Here is a 15,038-nt window from a genome sequence, read left to right as displayed (position 1 = left end):
CCCGCGCGTGTCCCCCCGAGGTTCCGAAATCTCGGCATGTCGGCGTCTGACAGCCTCCGGATCGGAACCTCGGCGGACGTGAGCGGCGAGTCGCGGGACCGCGACCGCTCCTGTCGGGCGCGGCGCGTGCGGTGGACGCGACCGAGGACGGACGGGAGGCCCGTGGCGACGCCGCCACGGGCCTCCCGTCCGTCCCGCGGTCACGTCAACGCGGGATGACCGAGAACAGGAACTTCTTGCGGACCATGTACCAGGCCAGCAGGATCAACGCCGAGTGCACCACGAAGCCGATCCAGAAGTCGCCCCACGGCACGCCGGGGATCGACGCGATCGCCAGCGCGAAGAACACCTGCCACACGAAGACGTAGAGGCTCGCCTGCCCGATCGGGATCCAGAGCCAGCCGATCGCCGTCGAGATCGGCTTCCAGAACACCGTCAGGATCGCGTACGACACGATCGCGAAGAACGCGATGTCGACCAGTCGGCCCCACTGCAGGTCCACCCGCTGGTACGCCGTGTTGTACAGGTCCTCGTACATCGACGCCGGGAACGGGACCGGTGTGAACCCGGCGTGGTTCGCCGCCCAGACGTACACCAGGAACGCCGCGTAGCCCCCGACACCGATGCCGACCAGGACCTTCCCGAGCCGCCCGGTGAGCGCGCCGATGATCTGCCGTCGGTAGTACCCGAGCACGAGGCCGTGGGTGAACACGACCTGCCAGGTGAGCAGCGGGAACACCGCCTCGAACTGCGAGTTCAGCGGGCGGAATTCCGGGTTGATGGCCTGGAACACGTACAGCGCCCAGCTCACGACGAGCACCACCCACCAGAAGCCGCGGCGGATCAGCCAGAGCAGCGGTGGGATGAACAGGCTCAGCACCACGAACAGGCCCATGATGTTGAACGGCCACGGGCCCATCTCGAGCAGCAGGAACTGTCGGATGGCGTACCACGGCGGCGGGTAGCCGAGCAGCTGCATCGCGTTCGGGTACAGGTCGTACACCCGGCCCTCGGCACCGACGCCCCCGGTACCGGTCCCCCGGTCGGTGAACGTCGTGATCGCGTCGGTGTTCAGGAACGGGACGAAGCTCAGCGCGAAGACGACCGCGATCACCACGAGCGTGACGAGGTACTGCTTGCGGGCACGCTTCCACGCCCCGATCGCAGCCGCCCACTCGCCGAACTTCTTGATGGCGAACGGGTAGGTCATGCCGAGGACCATGCCGGACAGGAACACGAACATCTCGGCGCCGGTGATCGCACCGACCGCGTGCAGCGTGAGGTACGAGTACGGCCCGCCGATCTCGATGTGGGTGATCACCACCGCCAGGATGATGAACCCGCGGAACAGGTCGAGCCGCAGGTCGCGCCCGGGTTTCCCGTCGTCGGGGTAGCGCCAGCTCGGCAGCAACCGGCCGAACACACCGCTCAGCAGGAACACCACCGCCAGGCCCACGGCGACCCAGACGATCCACGCCATCTGGTCGCCGCCGGTGTCGTACTGCTGGTCGGTCGCGGCGTTGCCCTGCTGCGTGGTGACGCGGTCGGTGACGGGCCCGAAGGCGAAGTGGTCGCCGCGCTCGAGGTCGGTGCGGAACGAACCGGCGATCCCGGGCACCGCGGTATCTCGCCAGTCGGCGACACGGTTGCCCGCCTCGGGCTCGCGGCGGTTCGTCTCGAGGAAGGTCACGCCCCGGATCAACGGGCGGTCCTCGACCGATGCGAGCACCTGCCGCCACCAGCCCTGCTTGACCGGGAGCTCCGCGTCGCCCCGGAGGGTGTGGTCGTACAGCGCACCGGTGTCGAGCAACATCGACCGGTCGCCGTCGACGGCGAACCGGTCGTAGAAGCTGTCGGCCTGCTGCTGCTCGTAGCCCCAGGTCTCGTCGAACCGGGATTCGACCTCGCCGCGCTCCGGCACGTCGTTGCGGGTGAGGGGGACGTCACGACCGGCCGCCGCAGTCGACTTGCCCTTGCCGAAGGAGTACATCGACAACCCGACCCAGTCCACCGAGGCGTCGCCCGGCCAGTACGGCTCGTAGGGGTCGTCGGCCGCGGTCAGCTCGCCGTCGCCGTTGGTGTCGAGCTTCGCGACGTCGGTCGCGGAGAGGTCCGCCAGACGTCCCGCGGACTCACCGAACGGGTACCCCGCGCCGTACGACGGCGACCACACCATGCGCGCGTCGGAGTCGCCGCCGTGCACCGCGGTCGCGAGCGTCCGGAACGCCTGCACGAACTGGGTCGGCTGCTGCCCCCAGCGCACCCACGTGCCGTTCATCTGCGGCGCGAACCGCACGAGCACCTGGGTGTCGTACTGGTCGTGGACCTCCTGGAACACGGTGTTCGCGGCGCGGGCGTCGGCGGCGTCGAGTGACCGGAGCGACTGCCCGGGCTCGAGGCTCACGACGAGGACCGCGCCCTGCGTCGCCGCGGCACGCGTCGCACGGAGGAGCTCCCGCCGGGCCGAGCGGTCGAGCGGGTAGTCGATCTCCACCCCGTACATCGACGGCGTCGCGCCGAGCCGTCCCTCGTAGCCTGCCGGGGAGTCGTCGCCCCAGTCGAGGTCCGGGCCGAACCAGGTCGTCCCGCTCGCCGGCTCCGTCGCCGCGGCCGTGTGTTCCGTCGCCGCGGCCGTGTGTTCCGTCACCGCGGACGCCGGCAGCGCACCACCGAGCAGGAGCGTCGCGATCGTGACGAGGACGGCGACCACGCGGGCCGCCAGCAGCCTCACCGGTCGCACACCAGCGTCCAGACGTTGTGCCCGTGCTCGTGCCGGTGCTCCAGGCGGTCGAGGGCGGCGATCGCGAGCGCCAGGCCACGTCCGCTCTCCTGCTCGACGTCGGCCATCGTGACGGCGCTCAGGTCGATGTCCACGGGCAGACCGTTGTCGGTGAGCTGCGCGGTGAGCGCCCGCTCGGTCGACTCGAGCCGCACGGTGTAGCGCCGACCGGTCTCCTGGTCGGAACGCGCGGTGTGCTCGACGATGTTCGCGGCGACCTCGGCCAGCGCGGTCTCCAGCGCGAAGCGGAGCCGGACGTCGTCGATGCCGAGCCCGTCCCACCAGGCGCCGAAGCGGTCCTGGACCTCGTCGAGCGACACGGGCGTCGCGGCGACGTCGAAGGTGGTCTCGGCGTTCACAGTGGCCCTCCGGCGGTGCTCGACTCGTGCTCTGACTGGACTCCCGTGCTCGGGCCGCGGTAGCGCACGGCCCGGATCACGATGCTGAAGATGAACAGGTCGAAGACGACCCACGCGGTGTTGACGAGCGGCGCGATGCCCGACGCCTGCCCGGTCAGGTAGCGGATACCGATCAGGATCAGGGCCGCGACCAGCGCCCCCATCGCGATGAGCTGCGGCTTGACGAGGTCCCACCGGGGCTTCTGCTCGGTCTCGTCGCGCACCTTGGGCGTGACCCGGAACCCGAGCGGCTTGCCGCGGAACACGTTCTCGAACGCACTCGTCACCGCCTCGATCCACACCGGGAACAGCGCGAGCGAGTACTGCTGCCCGCGCCACGTCGGTCTGCCGGCGGCCACCACCCAGAACAGCAGCTGGTTGAGCACGAGGAACGGGATCAGCCGGGCGAAGAAGTCGACGCTGTAGGCCTGCACCGGGACGACGCCGAACGACAGGCAGAGCACGGGGGCCGCGATGTAGACGATCGCGGCGAACCCGGACAGGTAGCTCCACATCGTCGAGAAGTACATCAGGCGCTGGCCCCAGGACAGGCCCTTCTGCACCAGCGGGTTCTCGCGGAAGAACACCTGCATGGTGCCCTGCGCCCAACGGAGCCGCTGCACGAGCATGGTCGGCAGGTCCTCCGGCGCCAGACCCTTCGCCAGGATCTCGTCGTGGTACGCCGACTTCCAGCCGAGCCCGTGCAGCCGCATGGCGGTGGCCATGTCCTCGGTCACCGAGATCGTCGCCAGGGGCATGATCGGCTGCGCCTCGTCGTCGCGGTTGACGTCGAGTGCCCGTGCGAGGACCGCGATCGACTCGATGGCCGCCACGGGCGATGCGTCACGCCGCCCGAGCACGTCGAGCGCGGCGTCGTCGAGCCCGGCGAAGGTGTTCGCGTCGGTCGACATCGCGGCGAGTTCCTGCAGGTCGTTCCGCACGGACTCGAGGTCGGCGGCGGCGAACCGGAAGGCGATCGTGTCGATCCCCCGCTGGAACGCGTAGGTGACGTCGCCGAGCGGTTCGCCGGCCCGGACCTGGTCGCGAGCGCGGTCGACGACGGCTTCGGCCTCGTCCAGGGCGCCGAGCACCCGCGGGTCCGTCTCGGTCTCGCGGGCACGGGCCAGCAGCTTCCGCGACGTCGTGATCGTGCGCTGCACCGAGGCCTCGACCTCGACCACGTAGCGGGAGATGCCGAGCTGCATCAGGGCCTCGCGCCGCAGGATCGCGTTCGACCCGCAGAAGAACGCGGCGTTCCAGCCGTCCTTCGACTGCTGGATCGGCCCGTAGAACAGCGGCGCCTGACTGCCGAGCAGGTCCGCCTCGGGGACGTTCTCGAACCACTGCGGCGTCTGCACGAGCGCCATCCGCGGGTCCTTGAAGTAGCCGAGCGTGCGGTCGAGGATGCCGGGTTCCGGTACCTGGTCGGCGTCGAGGATGAGCAGGAACTCGCCCTGGGTCGCGAGCAGGGCGTTGTTGAGGTTGCCGGCCTTGGCGTGCCGGGGACGGTCGATCCAGTCGGCACCGCGGGTGATGACGCCGATGCCGAGCGAGTCGGCGGCCGCACGCATCTCGGGGCGGTTGCCGTCGTCGAGGATCCACGTCGTGTGCGGGTGCGTGATCGCCTGCGCCGCGCGGGCCGTGCGCACGACCATCTCGACGGGTTCGTTGTAGGTGGTGATGAAGACGTCGACCGTGACGTCGGAGGACGGCTTCGTCGGGGGCTCGCCACGCTCGCGCAACCGCCACGCCCCGAACGCGAACAGGAGCGAGTCGATGACGCTGTAGGTCTCGGCCAGGATGAGCGGCACGGCGATCCACCAGGAGTGCCAGTTCACTGAGGCGGCCCAGCGCCAGACGACGTAGTTCACACCGGCGATCGACGCCAGGAGTGCGACCGTGCGCACCGTGACGAGTCGTCGGCGAGCCGTGCCGGTGGTGAGCCGGCGGCGGTCCTGGCGGCTGACGTCGAGCGCCGTCACCCGGTCACTCCGTCTGCGGGGTCGCCGGCCGAGCTGCGTCGCAAGGGTGCCTCCTGATCCGCGCGGACCCCGGCCGCAGCGCACGCCCGGGTGTGGTGCCGTCCGACCGCTGCCCAGGGGGCACCGTGCCGGCCGTCCGCTCCGGTCGTCGGGCACGACCTCGGCGTAGGGACCTGTCTACCGCAGTGACCGGCACTCTGTCAGGCCCCGAGTGCGAGTCGTGGACAACGGCCTGGGCCGACCGGACGACCGGATCAGAACGCGGCTGCGAACCCGAGGTCGTCGGCGAGCCGCGCGACCACCTGGTCGAAGTAGGCGGCACCGTCGGACACGGAGCCGACGAAGTGGCCGAAGAGCTCGAACGAGATCGTCCCGAACACCGTCGACCAGGCCATCAGGGTGCGGACCAGGACCTCGTCGGGCAGTGCGATGCCGAACGACCGCAGGGTGGTCACTGCGTCTGCGACTGCGGGGCCGGCCACCCCGGGAGCCGCCGTGGGCGCGGCGGGTGATCCGGGCCTCCCGTCCGCCGCCGACGCCGACGTGACGTCCCCGCCGGGCGCGACCGCGTCGGCCACCACCCGCACCAGCGCGAGCGTCGTCCGCGCGGCGGGCACGACCGTCTCGCGCGGTGCGGCGTAGCCCGGCACGGGCGACCCGAACAGCAGCGCGAAGTCGCCCGGGTGCGCGACGGACCACGATCGGATCGCGCGGCACGCGGCGACCCAGCGTGCACCCGGTTCCGGGCCGGCCGCGGCGTCAGCCGCTTCGACCGCTGCGCCGAGTTCGTCGTAGTCGACGATGAGCAGCGCGGTGAGCAGGTCGTCGCGGCTCGGGAAGTAGCGGTACACCGCGGACGACACCATGCCGACGTCGCGAGCGACGGCTCGGAGGCTGAGCGCTGCGGGCCCCTCGTCGGTGAGGCGGGTGCGCGCGGCGGCCAGGATGTCCGCCCGGATCGTTTGCCGGGCGAGCTCGCGTGCTGTCGGTGCCATCCGGTCACCATGCCACACGAGAGCACTGCACACAAATGAGAGCGGTGCTCTTGCATCCTCGTCACCGAGCGCGCATCCTGGGTGCGAGAGCACCGCTCTCGCTCACCGAGAGCACCGCTCTCGCTCACCGAGAGCTTCGCTCTCGCACACCGAGGGAAGCAGGAACCCATGTCACACGACCACCTCGTCATCGGCGCCGGCCCGGTGGGCCGCCACGTCGCAGCGCTGCTCGCCGAACGCGGTGAGCACGTCACCGTCGCCACCCGCTCAGGTCGGGACACCGGCCTGTCGCGGGTCGACCACGTCGCGCTCGACGCCTCCGACGCCGAGGCGCTCACCCGGGCAGCCGACGGCGCCGCCGTGCTGTACAACTGCGCGAACCCGGGCGACTACACCCAGTGGGAGCGCACCTGGCCACCGCTCGCGGCGTCGATGCTGACCGCTGCCGAACGCACCGGCGCCACCTACGCGATCACCGGGAACCTGTACCCGTACGGCCCGGTCGACGGACCGATGCGCCCGGACACCCCGGACGCTGCGACCGACCACAAGGGGATCCTCCGCGCACGGCTGTGGGCCGATGCCCTGGCCGCGCACCGTGCCGGACGCATCCGCACGGTCGAGGTCCGCGCTTCGGACTACGTCGGCCCGGGCATCGGGGCGAACGGGCACGTCACCCGGGTGCTGCCAGCCGCACTGCAGGGGAAGGCCGTGACGATGATCGGGCGGACCGACCTGCCGCACACCTTCACCGACGTACTCGACGTCGCCAGGACCCTCGTGGCGGCGGCCTCGGACGAGGGCGCGCACGGCCGCACGTGGATGGTGCCGAGCAACGCTCCTCGTACCCAGCGGCAGGCGCTGACCGAGGTGCTGGCCGCGGCCGGCAAGGCACCCGTGGCCGTCCACCGGATGCCGGCGGGGGTGATCCGCGCACTCGGGCTCGTGTCGCCGATGATGCGGGAGCTCGCCGAGATGAGCTACCAGTGGACCGCACCGTACGTGGTCGACGATGCCGAGAGCCGCGCGGCGTTCGGCATCGAGCCGACCCCGTGGGACGAGGTGTGTCGGCGGACCGTCGCGGGGGTGGCGTGAGGCGGGGGCGTGGCGGGCGGGGGTGGCGTGAGGCAGGGGCGTGGGCTGGCGGGGGTGGCGGTCTCTGGTGGCGGTCTCTGGTGGCGGTCTCCGGTGGCGCCGAGGTTCCACAACACGCTGCCGGTGTGCCGCCGAGGTTCCACGGAGCGGCCGTACGAGCGCCGACACTCCAAGATCTCGGAACCTCGGGCCCCGCCGCCCCCCGCCCGCCGCACCCCCGGAACACAGGACGGGGTGGGACGCGCCGTTGCGTCCCACCCCGTCCTGTCTCGGTCTGCCGGTCAGATCACCAGCAGCCGCGAGTACTGCGCCGACGACAGCTGCTGCGCAGCCCCGCCGGAGGCCGGCACGCGCCACAGTCCGGCCGAGGGCCCACTGTCGACGTTTACGAACACGTCGCCGTCGTCGGAGGCGGCACCCGTGTTCGGTCCGCGCGACCCCGCCGTGATGCCGGAGACCGCCACGGTGGACTTCCCACCGGAGCCGACCACGAGCTTGTCCGGGATCGTGCGGTCGACCTTGCAGCCGGCCGGGCTGGTCGGGTACTCGGCGGGGGCGCTGCACCACTCGGCGGACTGCAGCAGCGAGAACCCGTCGGCGTTGGCGGCCGCGTACTCGAACGCCAGCCGGGGCTCGATCCGCGTCAGCGCCGTGGCGCCCGGCTTCAGCTGGTACCAGGCCCACGAGCCGGCGCCACCGGGCGAACGGATGTCGACGTACACGTTGCCGTGCGAGTCGGCGAGGACCGCTGCGGGGTACCCGACGCCGGAGCTGCCGGGGAGCGTGATCGAGCGGGCCGCGATGCCGGTGCCCTTCACGGACGGCGACACCTGGCCCCCGCCGAGCACGACGACCTTGCCGTCCGGGGTGACGGTCCAGAAGCGCGGCTGGTCGACGGGGTCCTTGCCGCCCAGGTCGAGCACGGTCGTCGCGGTGGAGCTGCCGACGGGGAGCTTCTGCACCGAACCGTTCACCGAGTCGATCCAGTACAGGTTGCCGGCGACGTCGGAGCGGAGGTCGGGCGTCAGGTGCAGGCCGGTCGCCAGGTTCCGCGTCGCGCTGCCGTCGGCGGGGTGGAACAGGATGGAGGTGTGGTCGGCCGACGGGGTGAACACGTCGCCGACGTCGTCCGCGGCGAAGCCCGTCCCGTTCGCCGCGACGACCTTCCCGGTGCTGGAGCCGTCCTCGGCGAACCGCACGACGTTGCCGGACGCGTCGAGGGCGAACAGCGACTGCGTCGTGTCGACCACGGACGGCGTGGTGTAGCTGACCAGCGTCGCGCGACCGGACTGCTTCGCGCCGATCGCCCGGACCGAGAACTTGTAGGTCGTCTTCGGCGTGAGGTCGCCGAAGCGGTCGGATCGCGCCTTCGCCGGCAGCCGGTCGACGCCGGCGTCGGGCTGGTGCTGCGCGGGGGTGATCGTGACCTTCCAGCCGACCACCTTCGCGCCGGACTTCGGGGCACCCCAGGTGACGGTGGCGCTGTCGGCCGCACCCGAGACCCGGACGGAGGTCGGCGCACCAGGCGCCGAGGACGGAGACGAGGGGGCAGCCGTCGCCGGCGCCACTCCCCCGATGACGAGCGCCGCCGCTGCTGCGACGGTGATGAGTGCTCGGTACACGTGCGTTCCCCTGCCTTCTCCGCGGCTCCCTGCGTCACGGCTTCCGGTATCACAGCACCGCTCGGGAGCCAGGGGAACGGGTCCGGGCCTGATGTGCGGTTCCCCGCACCGCAAGGCTGGTGACGCAACGCCGGTACGCGGGGCGGCCCGCGGCCTGAGACGCGACCGGACGACGGACGGGAGGCGCGGTGCCAGCTGGCACCCCGCCTCCCGTCAGCAGGTGGTCGCGTCGAGGACGCGGCTCGCGTCAGTAGCGCGGCTTGCGCTCCGGACGCTCGTCGCGGCGGCCGCCACCACGGCGGTCGGGCTTGATCTCGATGAGCTTGCCGCTGATCCGGGTGTCGGTCAGCCGGTCGAGCACGCCGCCGTCCATGTCGGCGGGCAGCTCGACGATGGAGAAGTCCGGCTGGATGCGGATCGCGCCGAAGTCGTCGCGGCGCAGGCCGCCCTCGTTCGCCAGGGCGCCGACGATCTGGCGCGGCTCGACGCGGTGACGACGGCCGACCTCGATGCGGTAGGCGGTCATCGGCTGCGAACGGCGGGGCGCACGGTCGCGGTCGCGGTCGCCGCCTCGGTCGCTGCGCGGGCCGCGGTCGTCGCGCGCACCGCGGTCGTCGCGCTCGCCACGGCGGGCATCGCGCTCCATCTGCGTGCGGAGGGCGTCGTCGGCTGCGGTCAGGAGCAGCGGCGAGTCGCCCTGCGCCACGACGGCCAGGGCGGCGGCGACGTCGTCCGAGGGCACGTCGTGGTGCTCGACGTAGTGCGCGATGACGTCGCGGAAGGCGGCGATGCGGCCCTGGTCCTCGAGCGCTGCGGTGATCGCGTCGTCGAAGCGGGTCAGGCGCGTCTCGTTGACGTCGTCGATCGTCGGCAGCTGCATCTGGGTGAGCGGCTGCTTCGTGTGGCGCTCGATCGCGGAGAGCAGGCGACGCTCGCGGGGGGTGACGAAACTGATCGAGTCGCCCGAGCGGCCGGCACGACCGGTGCGGCCGATGCGGTGCACGTAGGACTCGATGTCGACCGGGATGTCGTAGTTCACGACGTGGGTGATGCGGTCGACGTCGAGGCCACGGGCGGCGACGTCGGTGGCGACGAGGATGTCGAGCTTGCCGGACTTCAGCTGGTTGACGGTCCGCTCGCGCTGGGCCTGGGCGACGTCACCGCTGATGGCGGCAGCGGCGTAGCCCCGGGCCCGGAGCTTCTCGGCCAGGGTCTCGGTCTCGCTCTTGGTGCGGACGAAGATGATCATGCCCTCGAAGTCTTCGACCTCGAGGATGCGGGTCAGGGCGTCGACCTTCTGCGGGTACGAGACCATCAGGTAGCGCTGCGTGATGTTCGCAGCGGTCTTCGTCTTGGTCTTGACGGTGATCTCGGCCGGGTCCGTCAGGTACTGCTGCGAGATGCGGCGGATCTGGGCGGGCATCGTCGCCGAGAAGAGGGCGACCTGCTTGTCGTCGGGGGTGTCCGCCAGGATCGTCTCGACGTCCTCGGCGAAGCCCATCTTGAGCATCTCGTCGGCCTCGTCGAGCACGAGGTACTTCAGCTCGGACAGGTCGAGCGTGCCCTTCGCCAGGTGGTCCATGATGCGACCGGGCGTGCCGACGATGACGTCGACGCCGCGGCGCAGGGCGGACAGCTGCACGCCGTACGCCTGACCGCCGTAGACCGGCAGGACGTGGACGTGCTTCATGTGCGACGCGAACTGCTCGAACGCCTCGCACACCTGCAGGGCGAGCTCGCGCGTCGGGGACAGCACGAGGGCCTGCGGCTTCTTGCTGCCGGGCTCCATGCGGGACAGGATCGGCAGCGCGAAGGCGGCGGTCTTGCCGGTTCCGGTCTGCGCGAGGCCGACGACGTCGCGGCCGTCGAGCAGCGTGGGGATGGTGGCTTCCTGGATGGCGGAAGGGGTTTCGTAGCCGATGTCCTTGACGGCCTTGAGCACAGCATCGCTCAGGCCGAGATCGGCGAAGGTCACCACGGGCCCCTCGTCGGTGGTCTCGGTGGTGGTGGCGGTGTCCGTGCTCATACACCAACGGTATCTCGAATGCACGCTCCGCAGTGACGGCCGGGTCACGTCACGGGCGTGTGGCGCCGATCCCGAGGACCGCGTCGGCCCGGTCGTTCAGCCGCGTGAGCATCTCGGCGAGCGAGCGCAACTCGTCCGAGGCGAACTCCTCGGTGAGGTCGTCGAAGACCTCCGCACCGGCGGCGTCGAGCTGGTCGAGCAACTGCTTGCCCGCGGGTGCGAGCGAGACCAGGGTCGCTCGCCCGTCGGCGGGGTCCGGCGAGCCGACCAGGTGCTCGGCCTCGACGAGCGACGCCACCCGGCGGCTGATCACCGGGCGGGACAGGCCCGTCGCGTCGGCGATGGCGGTCGCCCGGACGGGTCCGTGACCGGCGACGGCCCGCAGGATCACCCGCGCCGTCGGGTCGAGCCCGCCGCGGGACTCGATGAGCGAGGAACGCAGGGTCTGCCGGACCCACAGCCGGTCGAGCTGGGATCGCAGGAGTCGCTCGGCAGCACGCCGCTCGTCGGACATGGGGCCAGCGTAGTGGGCACATTTAGTTGCTTGCTGGAAGCAACAGATGTATCGTTGCGCGGTCTGCAAAGTTACACAGCACGAAAAAGGAGTTCGATGACCGCCACCGCACCCGTCCAGGTGCAGCACGGTCGGCACAGCGCCGAGGCCCCAGCAGCCTCCGGTGGTACCGGCCCGCAGCCCCTGATGACCCACCGCCAGATCCTCCTGGTGATCTACGGCCTGATGGCGGGCATGTTCCTGTCGTCCCTCGGCCAGACGGTGTTCGGCACGGCGATCCGCACCATCGGCGACGACCTGCACGGCCTCGACCAGCAGGCCTGGGTGACCACGGCCTACCTGATCACCTCGACGATCGCGACGCCGATCTACGGCAAGCTCTCCGACATCTTCGGCCGCCGGCCCCTCTACATCTTCGGCATCGTCGTGTTCATCCTCGGCGCCGTCCTGTCGTCGATGTCCACCTCGATGCTCATGCTCGCGGCCTTCCGCGCCGTGCAGGGCATCGGCGCCGGTGCGCTCATGTCGCTGCCGCTCGCGATCATGGGCGACATCCTCGCCCCGCGCGAACGTGCCAAGTACCAGGGCTACTTCCTCGCCGTGTTCGGCATCTCGTCCGTCATCGGGCCGCTGATCGGCGGGCTGCTCGCCGGTTCCTCCGAGATCCTGTGGATCACGGGATGGCGCTGGGTCCTGCTGATCAACGTGCCGATCGGTGTCGCCGCGCTCCTCATGGTCATCGTCTTCCTGCACCTGCCGAAGGTGCACAGTGCCGACGACGCGAAGCCCAAGGTCGACTGGTGGGGCGCGACCGCCGTCATCGTCACCCTCGTGCCGCTGCTGCTCGTCGCCGAACAGGGCCGCATCTGGGGCTGGGGCTCCCCCGCGGCCATCGCCTGCTACGTCGTCGGGGTCGTCGGCCTGATCGGGCTGCTGCTCATCGAGTCGAAGATGGGCGACGCGGCGATCATCCCGCTCAAGCTCTTCCGCTCGGGCACGTTCTCGATGGCGACCGTCATCGGGTTCCTGGTCGGCTTCGCGATGTTCGGTGCGATGCTCACCATCCCGCTCTACCTGCAGATCGTCGTGGGGCTCACCCCGACCGAGTCCGGCTTCGCCACGCTGCCCCTGGTCGGCGGTCTCATGATCGCCTCGATCACGAGCGGTCAGATCGTCGCCCGTGTCGGCCGCTACCGGATCTTCCCGGTCATCGGCACCGCGCTCGTGTCCGCCGGCTACGTCGTCCTGACCTTCATGTCGATCGACAAGCCGCTCTGGTTCCTGATGATCGGCATGTTCCTGATCGGCCTCGGCCTCGGCTCGGTCATGCAGTCGCTGACCCTGGCCTCTCAGGGCTCCGTCGAGGCCCGTGACATGGGCGTCGCCACGTCGTCCGCCACGTTCTTCCGGCAGATCGGTGGAACGCTCGGCACCGCGGTCCTGCTGTCCATCCTGTTCTCGGTGATGCCGGCGAACATCCTGCACGCCACCGCGAACGAGAAGGACCTCGGCCCGGCGCTCGACGCCGCGCTCAACCCCACCGTCGCCAGCGCGAAGGCGAACCAGGGCGCGATGGACAAGATCTGGACGCCCGTCGTCACCCCGCTGACGAAGACCGTGCAGTCGCAGCTCGACGCCGCCTCGGCGAAGGCTACGCAGGCCGCCGACGCCGCGGTCACCGAGCAGGTCACGGCAGCCGTGCAGCAGCAGGTCGCCGCCGGCGCGGTCCCCACCGCCTCGGCCCAGTCCGTCATCGACCAGCAGGTCGCAGCGGCGACGCCGGCGGCCGAGCAGTCCGCGCTCGAGCAGGTCGCCGACCAGGCACACGCCAGCGTCCAGGACGGCACCGTGTCCGTCGACTGGTCGAACGCCTCGCAGCGCTCGTACTGGGTCGACGAGCTCACCCCGGAGCTCGCGAAGAAGATCGACGACGGCAACACCACGAGCGACAGCGCCACCAGCACGAACGACACCTCGTTCCTGACCGGTGCCGACAGCCGCCTGACCCGGCCGTTCATGGCGGGCTTCAACGCCTCGTCCGTGACGATCTACTGGGTCGGCCTCGGCGTGATCCTGCTCGCGTTCGTGCTCACCTGGTTCTTCCGGGTACCGCCGCTGCGCCAGCGCTCCGCCCTGCAGGAGCGTGCCGACCTGTCCGCCGAGGCCCAGCTCGAGGCAGAGGCCGGCGCCGCCGCTGCCGACGCCGGCTCGTTCACCGGTCCGATGACCGGCTCGGTGCCGACCGGCTCGGTGCCGACCGGCTCGGGCTCGACCGGCTCGGGTTCGACCGGCTCGGGCTCGACCGGATCGGGCTCGACCGGATCCACACCGACGCACCGTCGGTGACCGACCGGGCCGTCCGTGCCGTGCCCCCTTTCCGGCACGGGCGGCCCACCAACCCCCACCACCAGGAGTCCACGTGATCACCACCCCGGCAGCTGCAGCGGCGACGGAGCCGTGCACCCTGCGGGAGCGCAAGAAGCAGCAGACCCGCCAGGCGCTGCACGACGCGGCCCTGACACTGGTGTCCGCGCACGGGCTGGACGGCGTCACCATCGAGCAGATCTGCGCCGATGCCGACGTCTCGCCCCGCACCTTCTTCAACTACTTCTCGTCCAAGGCGCACGCGGCCCTCGGACTCGACTCCGTCGAGGTCCCGGAGCCCTCCGCAGCATGGTTCGCCGAGGCTCGCGGCGGCCTGGTCGACGACCTCTGCACCCTCGTCGCGGCGACCGTACCGCTGTCCCAGGACCGCCGACGGATGAAGGAGCTGCTGGTGCTCCGGCCCGAGATGTCCTCGATGGTGATGCAGTGGATGGCCGAGTCGCGCCAGTCCCTGCTCAGCGTCGTGGGCACCAGGACCGACGACCAGACCGCTCGCACGGCGGTGACGCTCGTGATGTCGGCGCTCAGCGAGGCCGCCCACCGCGACTCCGTGCGGAGCAACGACGAGCTCGCGGTGCGGCTCCGGGCCGTGGTGCGCGAGATGGCGGCGCTGGCCTCCTGACGGGGCGCCGCGCGAGGCGTACCGAGTCGTTTCGGGCGTACCGGGTCGGAACTTCTGACCAGGTACGCCCGATTCCGCTTTCCATCGCACGCGTTCTGGGGAAGGAACGTCAGGCGGTGGCGACGCCTGCTGGCCGCCGCGACGGTCGGTGCCAGACGAGTGCGGCGTTGGCGCGGTCGCGGGCGAAGCGGAGCACCCGCAGCACCACGATGTCGTGGTCGCCCGCGCGGTGGACGGCCTCGACCGAGCACTCCAGCCACGAGTGCGCGCCGTCGAGCAGGATCGCTCCCGCCCCGGTGTCCGAGGACGGCACGCCGACCAGTCGCTGGGACCGATCGCGGGAGGCCAGCTGCCGGGTCTGCGCCGCGTGGCCCTCGGCGAGGACGGAGATGCCGAGCACCGGCGCCCCGGCCAGGTCCGGCCAGGTCGTCGACGAGTGCTGCACGGCGATCGTCGCGAGCGGCGGGTCGTACGAGACCCCGACGGTGAACGACGTCGCCACCATGACGACCGGCACGCCCTCGACCCGGGCCGCGATGGCGGCCACGACGGAGGGGACCTCGGCGATCGCCTCACGGATGTCGAGCGGGTCGTCGATGAAGTCGTGCTGCATGGTGGTT

11 protein-coding genes are annotated in these 15,038 nt (G+C 71.0%); 3 read left to right on the top strand and 8 right to left on the bottom strand.

Going from position 1 to position 15,038, the window contains the following annotated elements:
- Positions 1–205 precede the first annotated feature (205 nt).
- The 4 genes from opgC to ITJ60_RS17140 all read right to left on the bottom strand — a co-directional run bounded on the left by opgC (position 206) and on the right by ITJ60_RS17140 (position 6,154).
- Positions 206–2,731, bottom strand: coding sequence for an OpgC domain-containing protein (gene opgC / locus ITJ60_RS17155; RefSeq protein WP_194648811.1), 2,526 nt, complete (start codon positions 2,729–2,731; stop codon positions 206–208).
- Complete coding sequence (locus ITJ60_RS17150) at positions 2,728–3,138, bottom strand: ATP-binding protein (protein WP_194648810.1); 411 nt, start codon at positions 3,136–3,138, stop codon at positions 2,728–2,730. Before ITJ60_RS17150 ends, opgC begins: the two co-directional genes overlap by 4 nt.
- On the bottom strand, positions 3,135–5,159 hold the full coding sequence (locus tag ITJ60_RS17145; RefSeq protein WP_416371918.1) for a glycosyltransferase: 2,025 nt from the start codon (positions 5,157–5,159) through the stop codon (positions 3,135–3,137). The genes ITJ60_RS17150 and ITJ60_RS17145 overlap by 4 nt, the downstream gene beginning before the upstream one ends.
- 254 nt (positions 5,160–5,413) lie before the next feature.
- Positions 5,414–6,154: a TetR/AcrR family transcriptional regulator gene (locus ITJ60_RS17140; protein ID WP_194648809.1), complete on the bottom strand. Its 741-nt coding sequence runs from the start codon at positions 6,152–6,154 to the stop codon at positions 5,414–5,416.
- 168 nt (positions 6,155–6,322) lie between these two features.
- On the opposite strand from ITJ60_RS17140, the gene ITJ60_RS17135 reads away from it, so the two are divergent.
- A complete protein-coding gene (locus tag ITJ60_RS17135; protein WP_194648808.1) occupies positions 6,323–7,249 on the top strand; it encodes an NAD-dependent epimerase/dehydratase family protein in 927 nt (308 codons plus the stop codon).
- A gap of 281 nt (positions 7,250–7,530) precedes the next feature.
- Here ITJ60_RS17135 and ITJ60_RS17130 read toward each other — a convergent pair whose 3' ends face one another.
- The 3 genes from ITJ60_RS17130 to ITJ60_RS17120 all read right to left on the bottom strand — a co-directional run bounded on the left by ITJ60_RS17130 (position 7,531) and on the right by ITJ60_RS17120 (position 11,411).
- A complete protein-coding gene (locus ITJ60_RS17130; RefSeq protein ID WP_194648807.1) occupies positions 7,531–8,871 on the bottom strand; it encodes a fibronectin type III domain-containing protein in 1,341 nt (446 codons plus the stop codon).
- Between the two features lie 247 nt (positions 8,872–9,118).
- Complete coding sequence (locus ITJ60_RS17125; RefSeq protein WP_123294656.1) at positions 9,119–10,897, bottom strand: DEAD/DEAH box helicase; 1,779 nt, start codon at positions 10,895–10,897, stop codon at positions 9,119–9,121.
- Between the two features lie 49 nt (positions 10,898–10,946).
- A complete protein-coding gene (locus ITJ60_RS17120) occupies positions 10,947–11,411 on the bottom strand; it encodes a MarR family winged helix-turn-helix transcriptional regulator (RefSeq protein ID WP_194648806.1) in 465 nt (154 codons plus the stop codon).
- Between the two features lie 96 nt (positions 11,412–11,507).
- On the opposite strand from ITJ60_RS17120, the gene ITJ60_RS17115 reads away from it, so the two are divergent.
- Together ITJ60_RS17115 and ITJ60_RS17110 are read left to right on the top strand one after the other, a co-directional pair.
- Complete coding sequence (locus tag ITJ60_RS17115; protein ID WP_228510601.1) at positions 11,508–13,757, top strand: MDR family MFS transporter; 2,250 nt, start codon at positions 11,508–11,510, stop codon at positions 13,755–13,757.
- 73 nt (positions 13,758–13,830) lie between these two features.
- Positions 13,831–14,418 (top strand): TetR/AcrR family transcriptional regulator, encoded by a 588-nt coding sequence (locus ITJ60_RS17110; protein ID WP_194648805.1) that lies wholly within the window; start codon positions 13,831–13,833, stop codon positions 14,416–14,418.
- Between the two features lie 109 nt (positions 14,419–14,527).
- Here the strand turns inward: ITJ60_RS17110 and ITJ60_RS17105 are convergent, their stop codons facing one another.
- Complete coding sequence (locus tag ITJ60_RS17105) at positions 14,528–15,031, bottom strand: flavin reductase family protein (protein ID WP_194648804.1); 504 nt, start codon at positions 15,029–15,031, stop codon at positions 14,528–14,530.
- Positions 15,032–15,038: the final 7 nt, after the last annotated feature.

Origin of the sequence: Curtobacterium sp. VKM Ac-2884, from assembly GCF_015350945.1 — a bacterium.
In the GTDB taxonomy this organism is placed as follows: Bacteria; Actinomycetota; Actinomycetes; order Actinomycetales; family Microbacteriaceae; genus Curtobacterium.
Note: the sequence above shows the minus strand (reverse complement) of the source record. Positions and strands in the feature narration are given on the sequence as shown.